This is a genomic window from Priestia sp. JV24 (assembly GCF_025910025.1).
Classification (GTDB): Bacteria; Bacillota; Bacilli; order Bacillales; family Bacillaceae_H; genus Priestia; species Priestia megaterium.
Map to the genome: position 1 here is coordinate 37273 of NZ_JAPCIN010000016.1, position 22538 is coordinate 59810.

The window sequence follows — 22538 nt, forward strand, 5'->3', positions numbered from 1 at the left end:
TTCTTACCCGCAAAAATATACCTTTATTTACCCATCAAAATAAACAATCTACTAGACTTTACATAGCACTGTTTTTAACCTCTGGAAGTAGGTGATTACCATTTTTAAAGCTGGACGAATGTAAGTTATGCCTAAAGTGAACGTAACAACTCTTTAACATATTCGTCTATTTTTACCCTTTATCTGCCATTTTTACAATATTTGAAAATGATTTCCTGGAATAATAATAAATTTATTTCTATTCGATATTTGAAGAAGTTCAAAAAGAGGGCAATAGGCAATTTCAAAATAATATTCGACAAGATATGAATGAAGTCATACAAAAAACCTTCTCGCTGTGAGGCGAGAAGGTTTTTTTGTTAATCACGCTGCTGATAATAGTGTTCTAAAGCTACAATTGCGCTTCCCATTCGCTCTTGATCAGGAATAATAATACGATCTACTCCTTCTTCTTTTAAAGCAGCAGCGGTTACTTTCCCAACGGCCACAGCTACTACAGAGCTTTCGAAGAGTTCTCGAATTCGATCAGCTTGCCCATATTCTCTCGCAAACGAAAATAAAAATCGGGCTTGGGGAGCACTTGTGAAATTAACTGCATCGATTTTCCCGCTTATTAGTTCGTTTATAAGCTGTTCCATGACTTCTGCTTTTGGAGGAATATGCTGATACGGTAAAATCTCTTTAAATTGGGCTTTTTGATTCGAAAGAAAGTCAATCAATTTTGGTGCAGGATCTCCGTGAAGCTGAAGCGCTACATGCTTTTCTCCAAAAGAAAACGAATGAAGCGCTCTGACGAGTCCTGCGGTACTTCCATCATCATCTCGAACGGTTGGAGTAACGCCTAGCTTTTTTAACATATTTACGGTTTTATACCCGCGTGCAGCAATATTAGCTGCTTGTAAAGAAGAAAGGAATTCGTCGGCCAGCCCTAGCTTATCTGCCGTTTTATAAAGAATTTCTGTACCGACGCCTGTCGTGAAAATAAACCAATCATAATTTCCTTTTACCAGTTCTTTAATATCTGCCTCTAAGTGTGTGTCATCTAAAAGAATGGTTCCTTGCGCAGGTCGTACAAGCGGGGTTCCGCCAAGATTTTTAACAATTTTACTGATTTCTTCTACTTTACGCTGACCTACAAGTGCGACTGTTTTTCCTTCTAATCGTTTCAATGGTCTACCTCCATTTTTCTATGTATGCTATTTTAATGATCCTTGATAACCGAGTTTTTCAGAAATTAGACTCGCCGCTTCTGTGACTTTTTGAATAATGAACGGCAGTCTTTCTCCTTGAAATCTCGCTTCAATTCCCGCTACGCTAATGCCTGCAACCACTTCATTTTGATGATTTACAATCGGCGCGCTTACAGATGTTGTAAAGTTCTCTAATTCAGAGGTGCTAATGGTATACCCTTTTTCTTTTGCTTCTTTTAATATATTTCTTAGCTTCTTTTGATCTGTAATGGTTCCAATACCTATTGGAGCTAGCTCCGTTTGACTAATATATTCCTCTTGTTCTTTTTCGGGTAAATGCGCCAAGATAATGCGTGAACAAGCTCCTGCATAAAGAGGTGAACGCCTTCCAATTGATGTATAGAGACGCACCGGATGAAGCGTATCTACTTTTTCAATATACATAGCTTCATTCCCATCTCGTACAATTAAATTAACCGCTTCTTCTACTTCATCTCGGAGCGTTTCCATTACAGGCTTCGCCACACTTCTAATATCTAAACGATTAGCCACTAGCTGACCAAATTGCAAGAATAAAAGTCCTAGTGAATAGTATCCTTGCGCGTCTTTTGTTAAAAATCCCATCTCTTCAAGCGAACCAACCATCCGGTGCAAAGAAGTTTTCGGAACGCCTGAATATTCCATCATTTCTGTGAAGGACAGCTTAGGGTGCTTGATAAAAAGTGTGAGAATCTGCATAGATTTAACGACTGTTTTATTGTTAGCTTGCATAAAACCTTCTCCCTTATTTGTGCCAATACATATATTTGATAGACGTATAGCTTACTAGCTAATCATATGTTCTTTTTATTATACATGAAGAAAAAAAGGAAAGCACTCCCTTATAAGAGCACTTTCCTTTCTTACACCATTTCTAGTTCTTTAATGGAAATAGGATTACTTTCTAGAAATTTGGTTGTAAAATCCCCTTCTTTAAAAGAAGGATGGTTCAGTAATTCTAAATGAAAAGGAATGGTTGTATGAATACCTATAATAATAAATTCTTCGAGCGCGCGTTTCATCCGTTGAATCGCTTCATTTCGATCTTTACCCGTTACAATTAATTTTGCCACCATTGAATCATAAAATGGGGAAATTTCATAGCCTGGGTAAACCGCGCTGTCTACACGAACGCCGTATCCGCCAGGAGGTAAATACATCTCGACTTTTCCAGGAGAAGGCATAAAGTTTTTAGCTGGATTTTCTGCATTGATCCGGCACTCAATTGCCCATCCTTTTAACTGAACATCTCCCTGAGCAAATGATAGCGCGTAGCCTGCTGCGACCGAAATTTGTTCTTTAATTAAGTCGATGTTTGTTACAAGTTCTGTAACAGGGTGTTCAACTTGAATCCGTGTGTTCATTTCCATAAAGTAAAAATGTCCGTGCTTATCTAATAGAAACTCCACCGTTCCCACACCTGTATAATCGACTGCTTTAGCTGCCGAGACTGCCGCCTTGCCCATTTTCGCACGAAGGTTTTCATCTACCGCAGGAGACGGAGCTTCTTCTACCAATTTTTGATGACGGCGTTGAATCGAACAATCTCGTTCACCTAAATGAACCACATTCCCTTCTTCATCAGCAATGATTTGAATTTCGATGTGTTTTGGCTCTTCTAGGTACTTTTCAAGATATACGCCGCCGTTTCCAAAGGCTGTTTCTGCTTCATGCTGAGCTTGACGAATCGCTTTTTCTAGCTCCTCTTCGCTATGAGCCAGCCGCATTCCTTTTCCGCCGCCGCCCGCTGTAGCTTTTACAATGATTGGATAGCCTATTTCTCTTGCTACTGGAATAGCGGTGCTGCTATCTTCAATCAGTCCTTCTGTGCCAGGTACAATAGGCACGCCTGCTTGTTTCATTGTTTCTCTTGCTACAGCTTTTGCTCCCATTTTACGGATGGCTTCTGCTTTTGGACCAATAAAGGTAATGTCATAGGATTCACACATCTCAGCAAAATCAGCATTTTCAGCTAGAAATCCATAGCCGGGATGAACAGCGTCTGCCTTGGTTACTTGCGCTACGGTAAGCAGATTACGAATATTTAAGTAGCTTTCTTTAGAAGACGTTTTACCAATACAAAATGACTCATCTGCTAGCTTCACGTGAAGTGCATCTTTGTCTGCTTCTGAATAAACCGCTACGGTTGCTATTCCCATCTCTTTACAAGCTCGAATGATACGAACTGCAATCTCTCCGCGGTTTGCGATTAAGACCTTTTTGAACATAATGACTCCTCCTGACAGTATGTATGCTTTAGTATGTTTTTACAGTAAATAGAGGCTGACCAAACTCAACAACATCTCCGTCTTTCACAAGAATTTCAAGTACTTCTCCTTCTATTCCTGCATCTACTTCGTTAAACAGCTTCATCGCTTCAATCACACACACAACATCTTTACGTTCAACTGTTTGTCCTACTTGAACAAAGGGATCGGCGTCTGCTTCTGGCTTGGCGTAAAACGTTCCGACCATTGGTGATAAAATTTGCTTTTCATTGTTTTCTGGTGAGTTTACAGACATAGAATCTTGAGGCGCTTGCTCAGCGGCAGCGGCTTTCACTTCCTCCGTTTTTACTTCTGTAACAGCTGTGTCTTCTAAAGGAATTCCCGCTTTATCAATGACAACTTTCGTCCCTTCATGTTCAATATGGAGCTTTTGAATACCAGATTCATTCATTAATGAAACAACTTCTTGCAATTCACGTACGTTTATCATTTTTAGTCACTCCTGTTTTGTGTTATTTAGTTGACGCAAGGTTAATAGCAATCTTCAATTCTTGAAGCAGCTGTTCTTTTTCTAAATAGATTTTTTCTGCTTCATGAAGCAAAATGTGAGAAAAGTAAATGGATTCCCCGGGCTTTATTTGAGCTAAAAGCGGTAAATCCGCTGTGATGACTTGAGCGATTTTAGGGTATCCCCCCGTGGTTTGACGGTCTGCTAACAGGATAATAGGATTTCCATCTGGCGGGACTTGAACAGAACCTTGTGAGACGGCTTCAGACAATAGCTCTTTTTTTTCTTGAAGCTGAAGAGAAGGTCCATCCATTCGATAGCCCATTCGATCTGATTGATTCGATACTTTAAAGGGCTCTTTCATAAAATGACTTTTACTTTCAGCTGTAAATAAATCAAATTGACTGCCATTCATAACACGGACACTTGGTTTCTTTGTAAAATGAACAAATTCTTTATAATTTACGGACCATGAAGAAGTATATACTCCGTTTATCAGTTCATTGGAAAGAAAAGTAGGCTTCGAAGCAGCAGGAGCTGACAGCGGTAAAACATCGTCTGTTTGTAATGCTCTTCCTTTGTAGCCCCCAATTTCGCCTCTCAAATACGTGCTTTTACTATTTAACACTTCATCAATAGCAAATCCTCCGGCTACAGATAGATAGGAACGACAACCGGTTTTGCAAGGTCCAAATGATAAAGTGCTTCCTTTTGGAATAAATAAAGGTTTCCACATCGAGACTGGCTTTCCATTGACCGAAGGAGTTAAATCTCCTCCCGTGATTGCTACTAGACAATCACTTTCTATTTCAAGGGTAGGCCCCATCAGCGTAACCTCAAGTCCCGCTTCTTTTTCATCGTTACCAACTAATAAATTAGCAATTCGGAGGGAATAAGAGTCCATTGCTCCGCTTACAATCACACCGTGCTGCTGAAATCCTCTTCTTCCTAAATCTTGAATGCTCGTTAATAACCCGGCTTTGTTAACTCTTATACTCATTTTTCACCCTCCTTTGCCTGTAGTTCTTGATACTCTTCTTTAGAGATAGGTTTGAATTTCACGATATCTCCTGCTTGAAGCAAACTTGGCGGATTTTGCTCCGGCAAAAACAGTTTAATAGGCGTTTGACCAATTAATTGCCATCCTCCGGGAGTGGAAATAGGGTACACTCCTGTTTGCATTCCTGCAATACCAACCGAACCGGCAGGAATAGAGGTGCGAGGAGACGGCCGGCGAGGCGTAGCGATTTTCTCAGATAATCCTCCGAGAAACGGAAATCCAGGAGCAAATCCAATCATGTACGCTAAATATTCGCCTTCAGAATGAATACTAATTACCTCTTCAGGTGTTATGTTATGATGACGAGCGACATATTCAAGATCAGGTCCATACTCTCCTCCGTAGCAAACTGGAATAGAAACCGTACGATGGTTTAACTCTTTTTCTGTCTGTTCGTTTTCTAGTTTACTTTGAATGATAGAAGATACTACTTCAAAAGGAGAAACAAACTCCTTCTTCTGCTTTTTTTCCACGGCCGCTACAACTTCAAGAGGGTTGTAGAAAATTGTAAGATTTGTAAATGCCGGCACGCATTCACCAAACCCAGGGAAAGGGTTTAATTCGATCGAATCTTTATACGTTTTAATTTGTTTATGAATGTCGTACTGAATACTATCTCCAAACGTTATTACAAGCGCTGAGTCGCCAAGCGGAGAAATAACAGCCGATGCTTTTGTTACAGTTTGATTCATATTTACACCTCTTTCTTTTATAAAACACCTAGTTTTTCATCTCGAATATCTGTAATAAACATATGCCCCGGAGCATGTGTAATCATAATAGAAGGTTTTGTTTCCATTGCTACTGCTTGAGGGGTTACACCACAAGCCCAAAATACGGGCACTTCCCCTTCCTTAATCGAAACAGCATCGCCAAAATCCGGAGAGTGAAGGTCTTCAATGCCTATCGCAGCGGGATCTCCAATGTGAACAGGCCCCCCGTGCACAGCTGGAAAACGTGAAGTTACTTGGGCTGCCCGCACTACGTCTTGCTGAGGAATTGGACGCATACTAACTACCGTCGAGCCGTGGAATATTCCCGCTTCAGCGCATGAAATATTTGTTTTATACATAGGGACATTACAATTTTCTTCAATGTGACGAACAGGTATGTCGTTGTTTAAAAGCGCGTGTTCAAATGTAAAGCTGCAGCCGATAAGGAAAGCTACCATGTCTTCTGTCCAGTAATCTGTGATATCGGTTACTTCTTTTACTAGTTCCCCATTTTCATAGATTCGATACTTGGGAATGTCTGTACGAATATCTCCCGATGGAGCAGCAAACTTTGGCACCGGAGATCCAGCGTCTGTGACATCTAAGATCGGACACGATTTAGGGTTACGCTGACAGAATAATAGAAAGTCAAAGGCTTGTTGCTTTGGTAAAATAGCTAAATTAGCTTGAGCATAGCCGTTTGCCATGCCTGCTGTTGGTTGAATAAGCTGATTGTTACGGATTTGCTGACGAAGTTCAGCTGGAGTTAGTTGTGAAAGGTTTGTCATATTTCTCTCTCCCATCATTGCCCACACGCAACTTACGTGCGGGCACATTGTTTTATTTAAATAATTGAGGAAGTTGATCCATTAACGTATAGCCGCCCATTAAAGCCATTACAATAACGACAAGTACACCAGAAATGGTAAGCCATAAAGGATGTTTATACTCGCCAACGATGCTTTTTTTGTATGCAGCAACCAGTAACGTCCCAAGAGCGATCGGCAGAATTAATCCATTGATTGCTCCAACTAAAAGAAGAACTTTTACAGGTTTTCCAATTAAGACAAACGACAGAGTTGAAATAATAATAAATCCAATAATAATCCAATTTGAGTTTTTATTAAGTTTTTCACTAAACGTTTGAATAAACGAAACAGATGTATAAGCAGCTCCCACTACAGACGTAATAGCGGCAGACCACATAACAATACCAAAGATTTTATAACCGACGTTTCCTGCTGCAAGCTGAAACACGGATGCTGGAGGATTGGCTGGGTCAATTTGTAATCCTTTAGACACAACGCCAAGTACAGCTAAAAACAAAGCGATTCGCATAACGGAAGTAATGAGAATGCCTGTTACAGAACTTTTGGTTACTTGAGGTAAAGAATCAATGCCTTTTACCCCAGCATCTAGAAGACGATGTCCGCCGGCAAAGGTAATGTATCCACCGACAGTTCCTCCAACAAGCGTAACGATTGCAATGATATCGATTTGATCAGGTTTAATAGATTTCACGACAGCTTCTCCAACGGGAGGTGAAGTGGTAGCTGCTACATATAGCATCAGCCCAATCATGACAAAACCAGCAATTTGCGTGAAGCGATCCATTGCTTTTCCAGCTTCCTTTACAACGAAGATTAGCACGGCAATAACTGCACTAATTGCAGCTCCGGCTGTTGGAGAAATACCCGTAATCGCATTTAATCCAAGACCGGCACCGGCAATATTTCCAATATTAAATGCAAGTCCTCCAATTACAATTAAAATAGCGAGCACGTACCCTAATCCAGGAAATACCATGTTGGCGATTTCTTGTCCGCGTTTTTCAGAAACGGCAATAATTCTCCATACGTTGGTTTGAGCAAAGATATCAAGAATAATTGAAATTAAAATAACGAATCCGAAGCTTGCCGCTAAATTTTGTGTGAATACGGTAGTTTGAGTTAAAAAGCCTGGTCCAATAGCCGATGTGGCCATTAAAAAAGCGGCTCCAAGCATTAACGTCCAGTTTACTTTAGGCGCAGCCGAAAGCTTTTGTTGAGGTGTTGATTTTTTTATTGGCTCCAATATCCTCTTCCTCCTGATTGTATGTAGTTTTTATTGTGAAATAGCCTTAACTACCACTTCTGATGCTCGTAAAGAACGGTTGACATGACGGGCAAATTCAAGTGCGTGAGCTCCGTCTCCATGGATGCAAATCGTATCTGCCTGCAATTCTACATCCTTACCTTGCTGAGATTTTACCTTCCCTTCTTTCACCATTGTAATAACTTGAGAAACAGCTTCGTCGTCATTTTCAATTAAAGCATTTGGTTCTGTACGAGCAGTGAGAGAACCGTCTAACTGATAGGTACGGTCTGCAAATACTTCGTTAGCCGTTTTTAAACCAATTTTGTTACCTGCTTGAATCAGCTCACTTCCAGATAACCCAAATAAAATCAGCTCAGGATTTACGTTATAAACAGCTTTTGCTATTGCTTCAGACAAGGCTTTATTTTTAGCAGCCATGTTATATAGTGCACCATGAGGCTTTACATGCTGCATCAATACCCCTTCCGCTTGCAAAAAACCGTTTAATGCACCAATTTGATAGACCACAATATCGTAGGCTTCCTGAGGTGAAATATTCATGTTTCTGCGTCCGAAACCGATAAGGTCCTGCAAACCAGGATGAGCCCCAATTTGCACCTGTTTTTCAGCAGCTAATTTTACCGTTTTTCTCATGACGCTCGGATCCCCTGCATGAAATCCACAGGCTACGTTCACAGACGTCACGTGCTCTAAAATAGCTTCATCATTGCCAATGCGATAAGCACCAAAGCTTTCCCCTAAATCACAGTTTAAATCCACTTTACTCAATGCGTTCTTCCCCCTTAAAAACTTCATTGTAAGCGTAATCATTTGCAGATAGTAAATAAAATTCAAGCTTTATTATCTGCATCAATACTTAAAGTTCCGTTTTTCGGAACTAAAGTACCGTTTTTCAGTTATATTTGGATTTTAGCACGAGATGATGAATTGAACAACAACATTGTCAGAATATTTGACATAGTCATTATTTTTATTTGGATAATACTCCCTTATTTTATTCGTGTTTTCTATCTATAGCCTTAATATAATGCAGCTGCTTAATGCCATTGGACACAGTAAATAACTAGGTTGTCAGAATAATTACTAGTTCAAAATAATCAAAATAAAATTTTCGTTGTAATCGTTTTCAAAGAGGTGCTATATTTCAATTGTAGTCAATTTATGCAAACGATTGCAAAAAAGGGGATGAAACGATGAAAGGGAAAAAATGGACAGCTTTAGCTCTAACACTGCCGCTGGCTGCTAGCTTATCAACAGGCGTTCACGCCGAAACCGTACATAAAGGTAAATCTCCAACAGCAGATAAAAACGGTGTATTTTATGAGGTGTATGTAAACTCTTTTTACGATGCAAATAAAGATGGCCATGGTGATTTAAAAGGTCTTACACAAAAGTTGGATTATTTAAATGATGGCAATTCTCATACAAAGAATGATCTTCAAGTAAACGGGATTTGGATGATGCCGGTCAACCCTTCTCCCAGCTATCATAAATATGATGTAACGGACTATTATAATATTGATCCGCAGTATGGAAATCTGCAAGATTTTCGTAAGCTAATGAAAGAAGCAGACAAACGAGACGTAAAAGTCATTATGGACCTTGTTGTGAATCATACGAGCAGCGAACACCCTTGGTTTCAAGCTGCGTTAAAAGATAAAAACAGCAAGTACAGAGATTACTATATTTGGGCTGATAAAAATACCGACTTAAATGAAAAAGGATCTTGGGGACAGCAAGTATGGCATAAAGCTCCAAACGGAGAGTACTTTTACGGAACGTTCTGGGAAGGAATGCCTGACTTAAATTACGATAACCCTGAAGTAAGAAAAGAAATGATTAATGTCGGAAAGTTTTGGCTAAAGCAAGGCGTTGATGGGTTCCGTCTAGATGCTGCCCTTCATATCTTTAAAGGTCAAACACCTGAAGGCGCTAAGAAAAATCTCCTGTGGTGGAATGAGTTTAGAGATGCGATGAAAAAAGAAAACCCTAACGTATATCTAACGGGTGAAGTATGGGATCAGCCGGAAGTGGTAGCTCCTTATTATCAATCGCTTGATTCCCTATTTAACTTCGATTTAGCAGGAAAGATTGTCAGCTCTGTAAAAGCAGGAAATGATCAAGGAATCGCCACTGCAGCAGCGGCAACGGATGAACTGTTCAAATCATACAATCCAAATAAAATTGACGGTATTTTCTTAACCAACCATGACCAAAATCGCGTCATGAGTGAGCTAAGCGGCGATGTGAATAAAGCAAAGTCAGCTGCCTCTATCTTACTTACGCTTCCTGGCAACCCTTATATTTATTACGGTGAAGAAATCGGCATGACCGGTGAAAAGCCTGATGAGTTAATCCGTGAACCGTTCCGCTGGTACGAAGGAAACGGACTTGGACAAACCAGCTGGGAAACACCTGTATATAACAAAGGCGGCAACGGCGTGTCTGTAGAAGCACAAACAAAACAAAAGGACTCTTTGTTAAATCATTACCGTGAAATGATTCGCGTGCGTCAGCAGCACGAAGAGTTAGTAAAAGGAACGCTTCAATCTATTTCAGTAGACAGTAAAGAAGTCGTTGCCTATAGCCGCACGTATAAAGGCAAATCGATTAGCGTGTATCATAATATTTCAAATCAACCGGTAAAAGTATCTGTAGCAGCAAAAGGTAAATTGATTTTTGCTAGTGAAAAAGGTGCTAATAAAGTCAAAAATCAGCTTGTGATTCCGGCGAATACAACGGTTTTAATAAAATAATTAAAAACACCTCTACGTGATTATCTGGTAATCACGTAGAGGTGTTTTTCACATAGAAAGAATAAAAAAGCGTCACAGTTTTTTGTTCTTTCTATGTGAAAAATGCAGTATTTCTCGTCAGAAAGTGTAAACAGTGAAACTTTAATAATATATAGTGTGTTAAATCTTTCTTTCTTGATTCAAGGGTGAGGTTTTGTTTTCCAGCTTTATTAGTTTACATAAGATAAACTATGTTAATTAGAGACATATGAAAAAAGCACTGGATTTTTATCAGTGTACAACCTTTTGTCCTCATTGGTTATACTTATTCTCAATATTTAGAGCAATTAAGGTTCCTTCTTTTAAGGAAAAAGGAATATAACGATGTCGTTATATTCCTTTTCACACATGGCAACCATAAATTTTGAATCAACAAAGAGATGAAAGTACTGAATTTCGTTATTTCTTGATGAAATTTTTTTCTTTCAACAGGTTTATTATCACTGAATTCTATCTTATTATCCATCCAATATTTACCTTGTATTCTTTTTTTGAACAAAAGGAATCTTAAAAGCATACAAGGAGGTGAATCAACATGTCAAACAACAACAGTGGTAGTCGTAATCAATTATTAGTACGTGGTGCTGAGCAAGCAATCGATCAATTGAAATATGAGATCGCTAGCGAATTTGGTGTAAACCTTGGTGCTGATGCAACAGCTCGTGCGAATGGTTCAGTAGGTGGAGAAATCACAAAACGCCTTGTAGCAACTGCTCAACAACAATTAGCTGGCGGTGTCTCAGGACAATCTGGTACTTCTCGCTAATAACTCGTGAAGAGTTATAAAAGGTTAGATAATTAAATAGGTCTTGATGGCTTTGGCTACCTATATTTGTAGGTAGCCTTATTGTTTTTAAGAAAACATCTCTTCATACTTGATAAATCCCTTCTTTTATACCCGATACGCTTATCTTCTACAATAACGAATAAGGAAATGGAGTATTTTCTAAGAGTTTTTCTTGGTCTTTTCATAGACAGATAAGTAGACTGTGACTATTGAAGAGTAATGCTGTGTAGTTTCAGCTATTACTCTTTATTCAATAGAAAAATTGTGGCTTTTCCTTTTTAATTATATACCAATCTATCTTCTACTCCCCTTTTAAGAAATTGTTATATTAATGATAACTCAATAGAAAATTTAAAAGTATTTAACTTTAGTTTGCTTTTAATAAGATATATTCAATCAAAAATATAAAATTAATACACTTCATATAAAGGAGTAAAAAGATAAATTAACTTATAAAAATCAAAGTTTGACTATTTACTCCACCTGACGACAAATAGAACCTTTTTCCTCCCTACATTCGTAATTATTTATAGATTAATTTATCATTCAAAAACATTCTGTAATACATATTACATTGCCGTAAAGGTAAAGAGTCAGCACAAAATGCCGACTCTTTAATGTACCGGAAAGACTATTTAAGATTTTTACTTATATATTGTACTATTTTTCTTAGCTCTGTACTTGTAGGACGACCAAAAGGGCTTGTTTGTTTTTGTTGATAAAGAAGACGTCCTTTCTCATCTACAAGGAAATAGGCAGGTTCCCCGTGAGCTCCATGGTCTTCATATGGAGCGTCTTCACCATGAAAGAATACGTCAAAAGCTTTTAAAGCCTCTAAATTTTTATCTGATAAGACAGGATATGAAAGGTTGTATTCATCTGCCATTTTCTTTAAATTATCAAGTTCATCCGTAGAGATAGTGATTAAATGCACATTCTTACTTTCAAAATAATTCTTATTTTCTTCTAAGTCTTTTAAATCTTGGACACAGACTGGACACCATGCCCCTCTGAAGAAAATAATTAAGTGCCAGCTTTGATGTTCTTTTTGATGAGTCTCATATGAAAATGTTTCACCTGTAGTGGAAGGGAGAATAAAGTTAGGGATGCTTTCATTCAATTTTAATTGAGTCATTTTGGTACCTCCAATATCTTAATTCACTTTGCAAGTGTTGACCACAATATTACCTTACTCTTGATAAGAAATATGTAATGCTATTTACTTTTTAAGTGATTTGTAACAGAGTATGTAAGCTATCTTACATTTTCCCAACAGACTAAGGTTTGATTTAGTTTGATTAGGTAAATTAGTCTATATAGAGTGAGATTTTATGTGTAGAGCGGTAGGATGTCTGAAAAAATAAAGAAGCTAGAAGATTTTGTGCGTGAAAAGTGGGTTCCTGAAGGAGCTGATTCAGCGCATCGTGTGCAATGTATCAGCTCCTATAAAATTAAAACATGCTCCCATAATCCTAGCTTTCCCTTTGCTGGAATAAATTCATCCAGCATCTGCATATCCTCAACTACCCAAGCATAACCTCCCACTATAAAGTTACCCATAAAATAGTCATTCCCTGATACGATTCGACCATCCTCCAGAATGGCCCATGTCTCATTGTTTTCAGTTACCTTCAAACAATCTACAAGTTTGCATACAGCAATAATCTGGCCAGTTGGAAGATTCTCTGGTGTGTATCCGTGCTTACCAAGCAACGACTTTATGGCTATATGGTTAGAGACGTCTTTATCTATTTTTTTACTTGTGTGAATGGCAAGTGGCCCCCGATAATTCGTTCTCCATGACCTTGTTTCATATGTTGCCTCTCTAAGGACAAAAAGGCTTGCCCACGGCTGGATCATTGATAAAACCTTCATTCTGACAGCCTCCAATCTATAGAAGTTTATTTTGAGTATAGAGTGTCCCTTTCAAGGAATATTATGAACAAAAGGCAGAATATCAGTTCACAGAGATCCAATTTATGAGGCATGAGTCATGACTAGTGATCATTAATATCATATATTCATCAGCGAACTATTTTTGTTGGGTTTTACAAACTCACTAGATGTGATTGGGCACGAACTTACACATGTAGTGACCCAGTTCACAAGCGGGCTAGAATATGAAAAGCAACCTGGAGCTTTAAACGAACAGATTTAAGGTGGTTTGTTATACCAATTGTGGAAGTTTACGTAACGGAAGGAATTCAACTGGTGAATCGATTCAGCTAGGCGTAAGTAAAATTAATATTTATAGTGATATGAAGTATGCATATTTTACAAAAGCACGCGAAATTCTAAGTACTACTGAATACTGGGATCTACTTTTTTTCCGAAAAGCTAAACAAAAAGCGTTTGTCAGGTTGAAGGGTGCAATGGTAAACACAAGAGTTTAGGTTATTGTTCGAAGCATTATAAACGATTTAGAAGTCATGGAGACCCTTTTTTAGTTGCGACAACACATGGAGAGATTAAAACTGAATTTTGTTGGAGTACTACGTGTAGAAGGGCATATAGCTTCTAAAATAGTAAAACATCATAATGATATGCTAGATAGCAGATTCGTTACATTAAAAAAGTAAACGAAATTATGTTTTAAGCTAATAAATAACTTATCACAGGAACAAAAAATATATACTTTTACGGACTATGAATTTGATTTTGTTTCAAAACGCTAAAGGGATAAAATCAATTATCTTTCTTTTAACTTACTTTTCACCTGAAGCAAGTTTTTTTGTTTCTCCTACTAAAAGACGTAAGAAAATCATATAAGTTATACCGTATCAACCTATTCTATCCCTCTTCCCTCTAATTTCCACATAATATTGACCTGGAATAAAAGAAGTAACAAGCTCGATTAAGTAACCATCTTAGAGTCATAATTTGTTCGTTAAATAAAAGATCCACTATTTTTATGGAGAAAAACACCAAATTTATATATCTAATATGCAGAGAAATACGCTTTGAAGAAATTAACTTTAGTTTTACATATAACGAATCATTCAATACAAATTTCAAGAGTTTAAAAACTTTTTTATTTCTTTTTATCTGTCCAAAAACGACTTAACATTTACCATCAAAAATAATGAATGTTATCATCAATTACCTTCACTGTTATTGATGGTAATGCAATGTTATTCTATATAAGAAATCAATCAAACACATCTTAGGAGGTATTTACATGAGTGGACATGAACGTTCACTACCGAAGTCAAAGGGAAACACATCTGCACTATTTGCTTTGGCCGCAACATTTTTTGGTGTAGGAGTCACAGAATTCATAAGCGTAGGTGTCCTTCCTGCTGTCGCCAAGGAATTTACTATATCAACATCGACAGCTGGATTAATTGTTTCCATGTATGCGCTAGGAGTTGCTGTAGGAGGTCCTATTTTAACTTCTCTGACGGCTAAAATTTCACGAAAAAAAGTGTTATTATCCGTTATCTTTCTGTTTATTATAGGGCATATTATAACGGCTATCGCTCCTACTTTCAGTATTGTACTAACAGGACGTATACTATCAGCATTCGCACATGGTGTGTTTTTTGCTATAGGTTCAACGGTTGCTGCAAGTCTTGTTCCTAAAAACCGTCAAGCAAGTGCCATTGCATTTGTATTTGGAGGATTCACGTTGGCTACTGCCATTGGTGCTCCTATAGGGACCTATATCAGTGATATTTTCGGTTGGAGATTTCCTTTTTACGGAATTGCATTTATTGGTGTAATTGCTCTTATTCTTAACGCTATTGCAATTCCAAGTCAACAATTAAAAACAGAAACACCTCCATCTTATAAAGATCAATTAAAGTTAGTAAGAAACGGAAGAATCTTGTTGGTTTTAGCAGTTACTGTTCTAGGATACGGTGGTACATTTGTAACCTTTACGTATCTTTCGCCAATTCTTCAGGAAATCATGGGTATTGCTGCTAAGAACGTAAGTATTATTTTATTTATATACGGTATAGCTATTGCAATTGGAAATGCTATCGGGGGACGTTTTGGAGATCGAAAACCACTTAAAGCTTTACTTTATATGTTCATTGTACAAGCTATTATTTTATTGATTTTCACATTTACTGCGCCGTTTAAAGTAGTCGGTCTTATTACAGTTGTAGCTATGGGACTGTTAGCATTTATGAGTGTTCCTGTATTACAATCATACGTATTAACCCTAGCTCAACGTTATGTGCCAAGCGCTGTAGATGTTGCTTCATCTCTTAATATTGCTTCATTTAATGGAGGAATTGCATTAGGCTCATATGTAGGTGGACTTACTACGGATATCATGGGGTTAAATCACACGCCTTGGGTTGCCTCTATTATAGTTTTATTAGGTGTTCTTCTTACTTTCGTAACGATAGGGTTGGAAAAGAAAGAAGATGAATAATAAAGTTTGAAAGATAAAAATTAGTTATTGAAATGTCATCAAAGGTTCTTATAAATAGAATTTCTTACAAGAAATAAAATGCTTTAAAAGGGAATTATATGAAAAAATTGGCAAGGTGGTTATAGACGAAGTATGAATCTATAGCCTTCTTGCTTTATTTTTTTAATCACAAAATTGATATAGAATAGGCTCAACCTTATTCATATTTTTATCTGAAATTGTTAATAAAATGTAATCATGAGATGATGAAGTACATGCAAAAAAATGAACGAATGATTGGGTATTTTCGAAAGGAGTAAAACAGATGGAGTTACGTCAACTAGTGACTTTTCGAATGGTTGCTCTAACACTGAATTTTAGTCGAGCTGCAGAGGCTTTAAACTATGTTCCCTCAAATGTTTCCATGCAAATTCAATCCTTGGAGGAAGAGTTGGGGGTAAAACTGTTTGATCGTTTAAACAAACAAATTGTATTAACAGATGCTGGCGAACGTTTCTATAAATATGTAGAAAGGATTTTAAATGATGTTGAGGAAGCAAAAAATAATGTGAATGATAGTGAAAACATGACTGGCACCATTACCATTAGTGCAAATGAAATTTTATGTGTTTATTTGCTTCCAGCCATTTTGTATGAATTCAGGAAACAATATCCTAACGTACGTGTGATTTTCCGTCCAACACCTTCTAACGACCTAAAACAATCTATTTATGAAGGGAAAACGGACATTGTATTTATACTAGAGGAGCCTGTAAATTCAAATGGATTAAATATTGAGCTTCTTCGTGAAGAGAGCTTTCGTCTCCTAGTTGCTCCTAATCATCCCCTTGCAAGTCAGAGCAAAGTTGATTTTGATGACATTCAAGGAGAGTTTTTCTTATTAAATGAAAAAGGATGCACATATCATACAACATTTGATCGACTACTTGTTCGTGAGGGAGCTAATGACTTTACAACCCTTGAATTTGATAGTGTGGAAGCCATCAAACAGTGTGCCATGCTGGGAATGGGAATTGCTTTTCTTCCTGAAATCTCTGTTGCTTCCGAGCTTGAACAAGGTAAGTTAGTTTCTTTATCTTTAGATTTAACAGAAATTAATTTTGTTTCTCAGATGATTTGGCATAAAGGAAAGTGGATATCGCCTGTCATTCAAGTATTCCTTGATATTGCAAGAAGTTCATATCAACATAAAAATTAACTATTTCTTTTATGAAGTTACTATCATCGCTTTTATGGAACCGAATTGGGCTATTTTTATAGGGACGAGCAAATGTATAAAACATGCGCTTTTTATACATTTTTTTCTCGTTCGTCTCCTAATAAAGCGTTAGTATGCCAAAGATGTATAAGAAGCTGCATATCCGATAAAAGTCATCCTACTCCGAACCCTTCTCTTGCATGGGTTCATTTTTTTGCTTGATTCCTTTAAGAGACATTATGGTGCGACAAGAAGTCGCTTTCTTACAGTGTAGCTGACATATATTTGTATGTCCCTTTTCTCTTTTTAACGATTAACATTAAACAAAAACTAACTAAATAGAGTTTTGATGCGAGAATAATTCGATAAGGATAGTAAATTTCCCCGATAAAAAAACTGTATGGAATAAATTCTACACAGTTTTTTTGAAATTCCTATTAGATTGTCAGCAACTCCAACAAGAGTCCTTTTTTAAAGTGGATTTTCAAATAACATCCAAGGGCATTTTCCTAGTAGGTTTAGGAAATACTTGATCAATTCTAATGAGATCTTCTTCAGTAAACTCAATTGTTGCAGCTTCAGCATTTGCTAGAACATGTTCATCTTGAACCGCTTTTGGAATAGCGATGACGTTATTCGAACGGATGGTCCAAGCAAGAGCGATTTGTAATGGTTGGACATTGTATTTGTCGGCAATATCATGAATAGTTGGATCGTTTAAAAGCTGTCTTCTTAAAGAGCCTCCTTGAGCAAGGGGACTGTAGGCCATGATTGGCATGTTATGTTCACGCTGCCATGGTAAGAGATCGAAGTCGATTCCTCTTGAACCTAAATGGTATAGCACTTGGTTCGTCACACAATTTTTCCCGTTCGTAGTGTTCCATAGCTCTTCCATATCAACCGTATCAAAATTAGAGACGCCCCATCTTAAAACTTTCCCTTCTTCACGTAGTTTTTCCATTCCTTCAATTGTTTCCTCTAAAGAAACACGTCCTCTCCAGTGAAGAAGATATAAGTCCAAGTGGTCTGTTCCGAGTCGTTTTAAGCTGTTTTCACATGCTTTTGAAATCATATCTAAACCTGCATGATGGGGATACACTTTTGAGACTAAAAAGACTTCATCTCTGAGTCCTTTAATGGCTTCGCCAACTAAGCGTTCAGAATCGCCATTTCCGTACATTTCAGCAGTGTCAATAAGTGTCATGCCCAATTCTACGCCGAGCTGCAAGGCTTTTATTTCTTTGTCTCTCACTTGGGGATTTTCCCCCATGTACCATGTTCCTTGTCCTACACTAGGTAAAGAAGTGCCGTCAGGTAGGGTTACCACGTGTTTGGCTAATGCATTTTTAATTTCCTCTCTTTTCTTCTCATCCATTAGGCTCGACCCTTTCTTTTATGTATCTGGTTATCATAGAAGTAGACTGTTAACGTCTCTACGTATAAAGTACGCATATATTTAGAATTCCCGTAACCAACAACTCCATTCTTTATTGCATGATATGGCCCTTTCTGCTTCCGTCTGTGCAAAAAAACAAAGAAAGTGAGGATGGCCTATGAGTGTCAGACACTCATAGGCCATCCTCACCACTTCTATTCTAAACCAATTTATCAATTGACTTTGATATTAATGGATTAGATCAGATGAGCTCCTCCATCGATAAGAACGGATGTGCCAGTTGTAAACCCATTTTTCGCTAGGTAAACATAGGTTTCAGCTATATCTTTAGGTTGAGCAACACGTCCGACAGGTAATTGCTTAGCAATCCCATGGTACATAACTTGTCTTTGATCTTCTGACATTCCGCCATAAAGAGGAGTGTCAACAATACCAGGTGATACCACGTTTACTCTGATAGGTGCCAGGTCTACTGAAAGTCCTCGTACTAATCCATCGATTGCTGAATTAATGGAAGCTAGAGTCGTTGCACCTTGAGGAGGACGCACACCATATACACCTGAAGTTAATGTAATAGAACTTTCATTATTCAAGTATGGAAGAGCAGCACGAACCGAAATATACTGCCCCCAGAACTTACTATCAAAAGCCTCCCTTACTGTTGCAACAGGCAGTTCGCTAAAGTGACCCATTGCGCCTTCACCTGCAGTCACCACTAGGTGATCAAATTTTCCAACCTTCTTGAAAAAGTCAGCAACCTTTTCTTCGCTACGAAAGTCGATTTCATAGCCCTCTACGTTACCACCAATCTTCACTTTTGCGTCAGATAATTTTGAAGCAGAACGGCTAGCAATAATGACTTGAGCGGATTCATCGAGAAACGCCTTAGCAGCGGCTAAACCAATACCAGATGTACCTCCTAAAACAACCACTCTTTTTCCTTTTAATGATGACAACGAAATACCTCCTTTATTCATATGTTTGTTTGATCAACTTGCGGATTCTGATTAAAGAATCCGCAAGTTAAAAACAGTTAAGTTTTTACATCACCATTGTTATTTAGCTAAAAGTTTTAGTGATTCACGATTGAATGCTGGAATATCTTTTGGTTCTCGACTTGTTACAATATTTTTGTTAATGACAACTTCTTCGTCTTTATAATTTGCACCAGCATTTTTCAAATCGTTGCGAATGGATTTATAGCCAGTGATGTCGACACCTTTTAAAAGGTCTGTATCGATTAACACTTGTGGTCCATGACAAATAGCAAAAACGGGTTTTTCGTCTTGGATAAATGCTTTTGCAAATTCCCCAAAACGATCGTCTTCACGCAATAAATCGGGAGAGAATCCACCAGGTATAAGCAACGCATCAAAGTCTGCAGGATGAACTTCATCAATAGATTTATCAATTTTTACGATTGTGCCTTTTTTACCAGTGACTTCGTTACCTGATTGTTTGTCAATCGTTATAATTTCATGACCAGCTTCTTTAAAGGCTTGTGCTGGTTCAGTGTACTCCACATCTTCAAATAGGTTTGTTATAAGTGTAGCGATTTTTTTGCTCATGTTCATTAACCTCCTTAAAATCATAGAACAGAAGTAAAAATATTCATTTACGTACCATGCTCTGCTTATCTTCATTAGAAGTTGATTTTATCTCCGTTGTAAGCCGCAATATAGATTTTTTTCATATCCTCCACCGATACTTCTCGTGGATTGGATGGAGTACAAGGATCCTCAACAGCTCCTGCTGCCATCTGGTTCAGGTGCTTTTCAAACTCTGCTTCTCCCACACCAAATTCTTTTAGTGTTAATGGCAGGTTTAAAGATTTGTTTAAACGACGGATAAGGTCTGTTAACGAGTCAATCAATTCGTCATCCGTATTTCCGGTTAAACCAAGCATCCTCGCAATATCCGCATATCTTGAGCTTTCCGCCTTTCTGTTATAATCAATCACATATGGCAAGTAGAGTGCATTTGCTGTACCGTGCGGAATTTCAAAAATGGCTCCGCTCTTATGGGCTAAGCTGTGGACAATTCCTAAAAATCCGTTGGAAAAGGCCATGCCGGCTATGGCCTGGGCATAATGCATTTCTGCCCTTGCCTGTTTGTCACCTACTGCGGATTTTTCAATATTTTCTACCACTTGCCTAATCGACTGCATAGCCAGCGGATCAGTAAAAGAGTTGTGCAGGGTGGATACATATGCCTCAATCCCATGTGTCAAGGCATCCATCCCCGTATAGGCTACAATCGAAGCAGGCATGGAATACGTCAGTTCAGGATCAACGATTGCAATGTCAGGCGTGATTTCATATCCAAAAACCGGATACTTCACGCCCTTATCATAGTCCGTAATAACGGAGAATGGAGATACATCACTGCCTGTTCCGCTAGTAGTTGAAATGGCAATAAAGCGAGCTTTTTTACGTAATGTTGGCAGTACATTTGGAGCTTTGATTTGGTCAAACGGCAGTTCGGGATTTTCATAAAAAATCCACATCAGCTTAGCCGCATCAAGCGGAGATCCGCCGCCGGCAGCAATGATCCAATCCGGCTGGAATTCTTCCATCTTCTTGCCGCCGTTTTGAGCGGTTGTAATAGATGGATCGTTTTCAACACCTTCGATTAGTTGGGTCTCAATGCCTGCCTTTCGTAAATAAGTTTGGATTTTATCGAGATAACCGGATTTTTTAATCGATTGACCGCCAATAACAATCGTCGCTTTTTTCCCTTCAAGGTTTTTTAAAACTTCTAGGGATCCTTCACCAAAATAAACATCTCTCGGAATAGTAAATCGATTCATATGTGTAAATTCTCCTTTTCTGTGGTGAAATTAGCAACTTTAAGGTTCCTTTATTCATTTTTTGAAAATAGAGTACGTCATAAGTGTTTCCCATCATCTTAAATGTTACTAGTGAAAATACTCAGGTTCTCTCTTAACAATGGCCCTTACTATATCTTCTGCTTCGATTTCGAGTAATTTCTCCAAGAACCTTATGGTTCCTAATACTACTTGAATATCCCCCTCTGTTTGAACGTCTTCCATTTTTTTTTGAACAATCAGTTCATTTATAACTTGTTTGAAAGCCTGAGTCTTTATAAGCCATTCTCCAATCAGTTCCTTTGTTGCGTCTTTCTCACCTGCATTTTTCACTGCAAATAAACTTTCCATTTTTGTTTCTACGAGCGTTAAGGAACCAAAATCGGAATCCATACGGATACGAAAATAATTCTTTCTACTGTCATAATATCTTTCTTCTTTTAATAGAAAATACTCTATCCCTACTGTGATTTGAAAAAAGGGTTCTGTCTCTGTAGGATAATGTAGACCTCTTACATCAACACTTTTTACAATGTCTAAATAGGTCTCCAAACCATATTGGGTACTAATGATTTTTGCATCCATTACGTTCATGGTTTCACTCCCTTTTTCACCTTGCGGATTCTTTTAATATTTAATCATCTTGTTTACTAAAATCCATCTCATATTAACTTAATCGCTTTTTTCAACTGCATGTCCACCGAACTCGTTCCGAAGGGCAGCAACCACTTTCCCTGTAAAGGTGTCATGATCTAAAGAACGGTAGCGCATCAAAAGAGACATAGCGATCACGGGAGTGGCTGCCTGCAGATCCAAGGCCGTTTCCACTGTCCACTTTCCTTCTCCTGAATAATGCTGTATAACTTCCACCTAAAAACTGTATTTTATATCGTTACAGTTTATAAAGATTAGATTTATCTTAAATCCGATTTTATTTTCAAAATACAAAGGAGAATTCTTCAATCCCCCTATTAAATAAAAGGCCTAATGTATATGTGCCTTTTCATCTTAACAATTGCCGCTTAAAAAAGATTGGTTGCGGCATTGATGTTAGTATAATATCTACAACAAATAATTAAAAGTACGCACTTTTTTGTTATATAATGTTTAAAAATTCACTTAGTATACTTTTATATACTATATGGTGTTGTTAGATTTTCAGTTAGAGGATTTAAAATAAAAAGATCTTCGTTATTTACGAGGATCTTTCAAAATTTCCTTAGAGTCATTATTTTAAAAATAGTTTTATCGACTCATGATAAATAAAGGAATATCCTTGGGGTCACGACTCGTTGTAATGTTTTTGCTCACTGCTG

The 22538-nt window shown here is 37.8% G+C and carries 20 protein-coding genes and 2 pseudogenes; 5 read left to right on the top strand and 17 right to left on the bottom strand.

Going from position 1 to position 22538, the window contains the following annotated elements; all coding sequences use genetic code 11:
* Positions 1-359: 359 nt before the first annotated feature.
* The 9 genes from OK414_RS12645 to pxpA form a co-directional block, all read right to left on the bottom strand.
* Entirely contained in the window at positions 360-1169 is an 810-nt protein-coding gene (locus OK414_RS12645; RefSeq protein ID WP_095379756.1) for a uroporphyrinogen-III synthase, read from the bottom strand.
* A gap of 27 nt (positions 1170-1196) precedes the next feature.
* Positions 1197-1961 (bottom strand): IclR family transcriptional regulator, encoded by a 765-nt coding sequence (locus tag OK414_RS12650; RefSeq protein ID WP_034651862.1) that lies wholly within the window; start codon positions 1959-1961, stop codon positions 1197-1199.
* A 131-nt stretch (positions 1962-2092) separates the two neighbouring features.
* Positions 2093-3457 carry an acetyl-CoA carboxylase biotin carboxylase subunit gene (accC, locus tag OK414_RS12655; RefSeq protein WP_263045768.1) on the bottom strand — a complete coding sequence of 455 codons (1365 nt, stop codon included), beginning with the start codon at positions 3455-3457 and terminating at the stop codon, positions 2093-2095.
* A 28-nt stretch (positions 3458-3485) separates the two neighbouring features.
* On the bottom strand, positions 3486-3947 hold the full coding sequence (accB, locus tag OK414_RS12660; protein WP_034651857.1) for an acetyl-CoA carboxylase biotin carboxyl carrier protein: 462 nt from the start codon (positions 3945-3947) through the stop codon (positions 3486-3488).
* A gap of 22 nt (positions 3948-3969) precedes the next feature.
* Positions 3970-4965 (bottom strand): biotin-dependent carboxyltransferase family protein, encoded by a 996-nt coding sequence (locus OK414_RS12665; RefSeq protein WP_263045769.1) that lies wholly within the window; start codon positions 4963-4965, stop codon positions 3970-3972.
* Entirely contained in the window at positions 4962-5717 is a 756-nt protein-coding gene (pxpB, locus tag OK414_RS12670; protein ID WP_263045770.1) for a 5-oxoprolinase subunit PxpB, read from the bottom strand. Before pxpB ends, OK414_RS12665 begins: the two co-directional genes overlap by 4 nt.
* Before the next feature lie 17 nt (positions 5718-5734).
* Positions 5735-6526, bottom strand: coding sequence for a putative hydro-lyase (locus tag OK414_RS12675; protein WP_034651850.1), 792 nt, complete (start codon positions 6524-6526; stop codon positions 5735-5737).
* Positions 6527-6578: 52 nt separating this feature from the next.
* Positions 6579-7742 carry an NRAMP family divalent metal transporter gene (locus OK414_RS12680; RefSeq protein ID WP_095379759.1) on the bottom strand — a complete coding sequence of 388 codons (1164 nt, stop codon included), beginning with the start codon at positions 7740-7742 and terminating at the stop codon, positions 6579-6581.
* A gap of 99 nt (positions 7743-7841) precedes the next feature.
* A complete protein-coding gene (pxpA, locus tag OK414_RS12685) occupies positions 7842-8603 on the bottom strand; it encodes a 5-oxoprolinase subunit PxpA (protein ID WP_258355830.1) in 762 nt (253 codons plus the stop codon).
* Positions 8604-9028: 425 nt separating this feature from the next.
* Here pxpA and OK414_RS12690 point away from each other — a divergent pair, with 425 nt between their 5' ends.
* Both OK414_RS12690 and OK414_RS12695 read left to right on the top strand, forming a co-directional pair.
* Positions 9029-10591 carry an alpha-amylase family glycosyl hydrolase gene (locus OK414_RS12690; RefSeq protein ID WP_263045771.1) on the top strand — a complete coding sequence of 521 codons (1563 nt, stop codon included), beginning with the start codon at positions 9029-9031 and terminating at the stop codon, positions 10589-10591.
* Between the two features lie 574 nt (positions 10592-11165).
* Positions 11166-11396: an alpha/beta-type small acid-soluble spore protein gene (locus OK414_RS12695; protein WP_034651839.1), complete on the top strand. Its 231-nt coding sequence runs from the start codon at positions 11166-11168 to the stop codon at positions 11394-11396.
* A 652-nt stretch (positions 11397-12048) separates the two neighbouring features.
* Here the strand turns inward: OK414_RS12695 and OK414_RS12700 are convergent.
* Together OK414_RS12700 and OK414_RS12705 are read right to left on the bottom strand one after the other, a co-directional pair.
* Positions 12049-12552: a peroxiredoxin family protein gene (locus OK414_RS12700; protein ID WP_263045772.1), complete on the bottom strand. Its 504-nt coding sequence runs from the start codon at positions 12550-12552 to the stop codon at positions 12049-12051.
* A gap of 308 nt (positions 12553-12860) precedes the next feature.
* On the bottom strand, positions 12861-13292 hold the full coding sequence (locus OK414_RS12705; protein WP_013056457.1) for an ASCH domain-containing protein: 432 nt from the start codon (positions 13290-13292) through the stop codon (positions 12861-12863).
* A gap of 172 nt (positions 13293-13464) precedes the next feature.
* Between OK414_RS12705 and OK414_RS12710 the strand changes: the two are divergent.
* The 3 genes and pseudogenes from OK414_RS12710 to OK414_RS12720 form a co-directional block, all read left to right on the top strand.
* Positions 13465-13572 (top strand): annotated as a pseudogene (locus tag OK414_RS12710) (peptidase M4 family protein); the annotation flags it as partial.
* A gap of 1023 nt (positions 13573-14595) precedes the next feature.
* Positions 14596-15801 (top strand): MFS transporter, encoded by a 1206-nt coding sequence (locus tag OK414_RS12715; RefSeq protein WP_263045773.1) that lies wholly within the window; start codon positions 14596-14598, stop codon positions 15799-15801.
* A 304-nt stretch (positions 15802-16105) separates the two neighbouring features.
* Positions 16106-16999 (top strand): LysR family transcriptional regulator, encoded by an 894-nt coding sequence (locus tag OK414_RS12720; protein ID WP_016766056.1) that lies wholly within the window; start codon positions 16106-16108, stop codon positions 16997-16999.
* A 484-nt stretch (positions 17000-17483) separates the two neighbouring features.
* Here OK414_RS12720 and OK414_RS12725 read toward each other — a convergent pair whose 3' ends face one another.
* The 6 genes and pseudogenes from OK414_RS12725 to OK414_RS12750 form a co-directional block, all read right to left on the bottom strand.
* Positions 17484-18374, bottom strand: coding sequence for an aldo/keto reductase (locus OK414_RS12725; protein WP_263045774.1), 891 nt, complete (start codon positions 18372-18374; stop codon positions 17484-17486).
* Between the two features lie 257 nt (positions 18375-18631).
* Positions 18632-19351, bottom strand: coding sequence for an SDR family oxidoreductase (locus OK414_RS12730; RefSeq protein WP_234943522.1), 720 nt, complete (start codon positions 19349-19351; stop codon positions 18632-18634).
* 99 nt (positions 19352-19450) lie between these two features.
* Positions 19451-19963: a type 1 glutamine amidotransferase domain-containing protein gene (locus OK414_RS12735; protein WP_263045775.1), complete on the bottom strand. Its 513-nt coding sequence runs from the start codon at positions 19961-19963 to the stop codon at positions 19451-19453.
* Positions 19964-20037: 74 nt separating this feature from the next.
* The gene (locus OK414_RS12740; protein WP_263045776.1) at positions 20038-21204 is read right to left on the bottom strand and encodes an iron-containing alcohol dehydrogenase; all 1167 of its coding nucleotides are present in this window, start codon (positions 21202-21204) and stop codon (positions 20038-20040) included.
* A 108-nt stretch (positions 21205-21312) separates the two neighbouring features.
* The gene (locus OK414_RS12745) at positions 21313-21816 is read right to left on the bottom strand and encodes a hypothetical protein (RefSeq protein ID WP_263045777.1); all 504 of its coding nucleotides are present in this window, start codon (positions 21814-21816) and stop codon (positions 21313-21315) included.
* Between the two features lie 78 nt (positions 21817-21894).
* Positions 21895-22077 (bottom strand): annotated as a pseudogene (locus OK414_RS12750) (6-phosphogluconate dehydrogenase (decarboxylating)); the annotation flags it as partial.
* Positions 22078-22538 lie beyond the last annotated feature (461 nt).

Coding starts and splice junctions, on each gene's coding strand:
- OK414_RS12650 (WP_034651862.1), bottom strand. CDS start 1,961: ATGCAAGCTAACAATAAAACAGTCGTTAAATCTATGCAGATTCTCACA.
- accC (WP_263045768.1), bottom strand. CDS start 3,457: ATGTTCAAAAAGGTCTTAATCGCAAACCGCGGAGAGATTGCAGTTCGT.
- accB (WP_034651857.1), bottom strand. CDS start 3,947: ATGATAAACGTACGTGAATTGCAAGAAGTTGTTTCATTAATGAATGAA.
- OK414_RS12665 (WP_263045769.1), bottom strand. CDS start 4,965: ATGAGTATAAGAGTTAACAAAGCCGGGTTATTAACGAGCATTCAAGAT.
- pxpB (WP_263045770.1), bottom strand. CDS start 5,717: ATGAATCAAACTGTAACAAAAGCATCGGCTGTTATTTCTCCGCTTGGC.
- OK414_RS12675 (WP_034651850.1), bottom strand. CDS start 6,526: ATGACAAACCTTTCACAACTAACTCCAGCTGAACTTCGTCAGCAAATC.
- OK414_RS12680 (WP_095379759.1), bottom strand. CDS start 7,742: ATGCTTGGAGCCGCTTTTTTAATGGCCACATCGGCTATTGGACCAGGC.
- OK414_RS12690 (WP_263045771.1), top strand. CDS start 9,029: ATGAAAGGGAAAAAATGGACAGCTTTAGCTCTAACACTGCCGCTGGCT.
- OK414_RS12695 (WP_034651839.1), top strand. CDS start 11,166: ATGTCAAACAACAACAGTGGTAGTCGTAATCAATTATTAGTACGTGGT.
- OK414_RS12700 (WP_263045772.1), bottom strand. CDS start 12,552: ATGACTCAATTAAAATTGAATGAAAGCATCCCTAACTTTATTCTCCCT.
- OK414_RS12705 (WP_013056457.1), bottom strand. CDS start 13,292: ATGAAGGTTTTATCAATGATCCAGCCGTGGGCAAGCCTTTTTGTCCTT.
- OK414_RS12715 (WP_263045773.1), top strand. CDS start 14,596: ATGAGTGGACATGAACGTTCACTACCGAAGTCAAAGGGAAACACATCT.
- OK414_RS12720 (WP_016766056.1), top strand. CDS start 16,106: ATGGAGTTACGTCAACTAGTGACTTTTCGAATGGTTGCTCTAACACTG.
- OK414_RS12725 (WP_263045774.1), bottom strand. CDS start 18,374: ATGGATGAGAAGAAAAGAGAGGAAATTAAAAATGCATTAGCCAAACAC.
- OK414_RS12735 (WP_263045775.1), bottom strand. CDS start 19,963: ATGAGCAAAAAAATCGCTACACTTATAACAAACCTATTTGAAGATGTG.
- OK414_RS12740 (WP_263045776.1), bottom strand. CDS start 21,204: ATGAATCGATTTACTATTCCGAGAGATGTTTATTTTGGTGAAGGATCC.
- OK414_RS12745 (WP_263045777.1), bottom strand. CDS start 21,816: ATGAACGTAATGGATGCAAAAATCATTAGTACCCAATATGGTTTGGAG.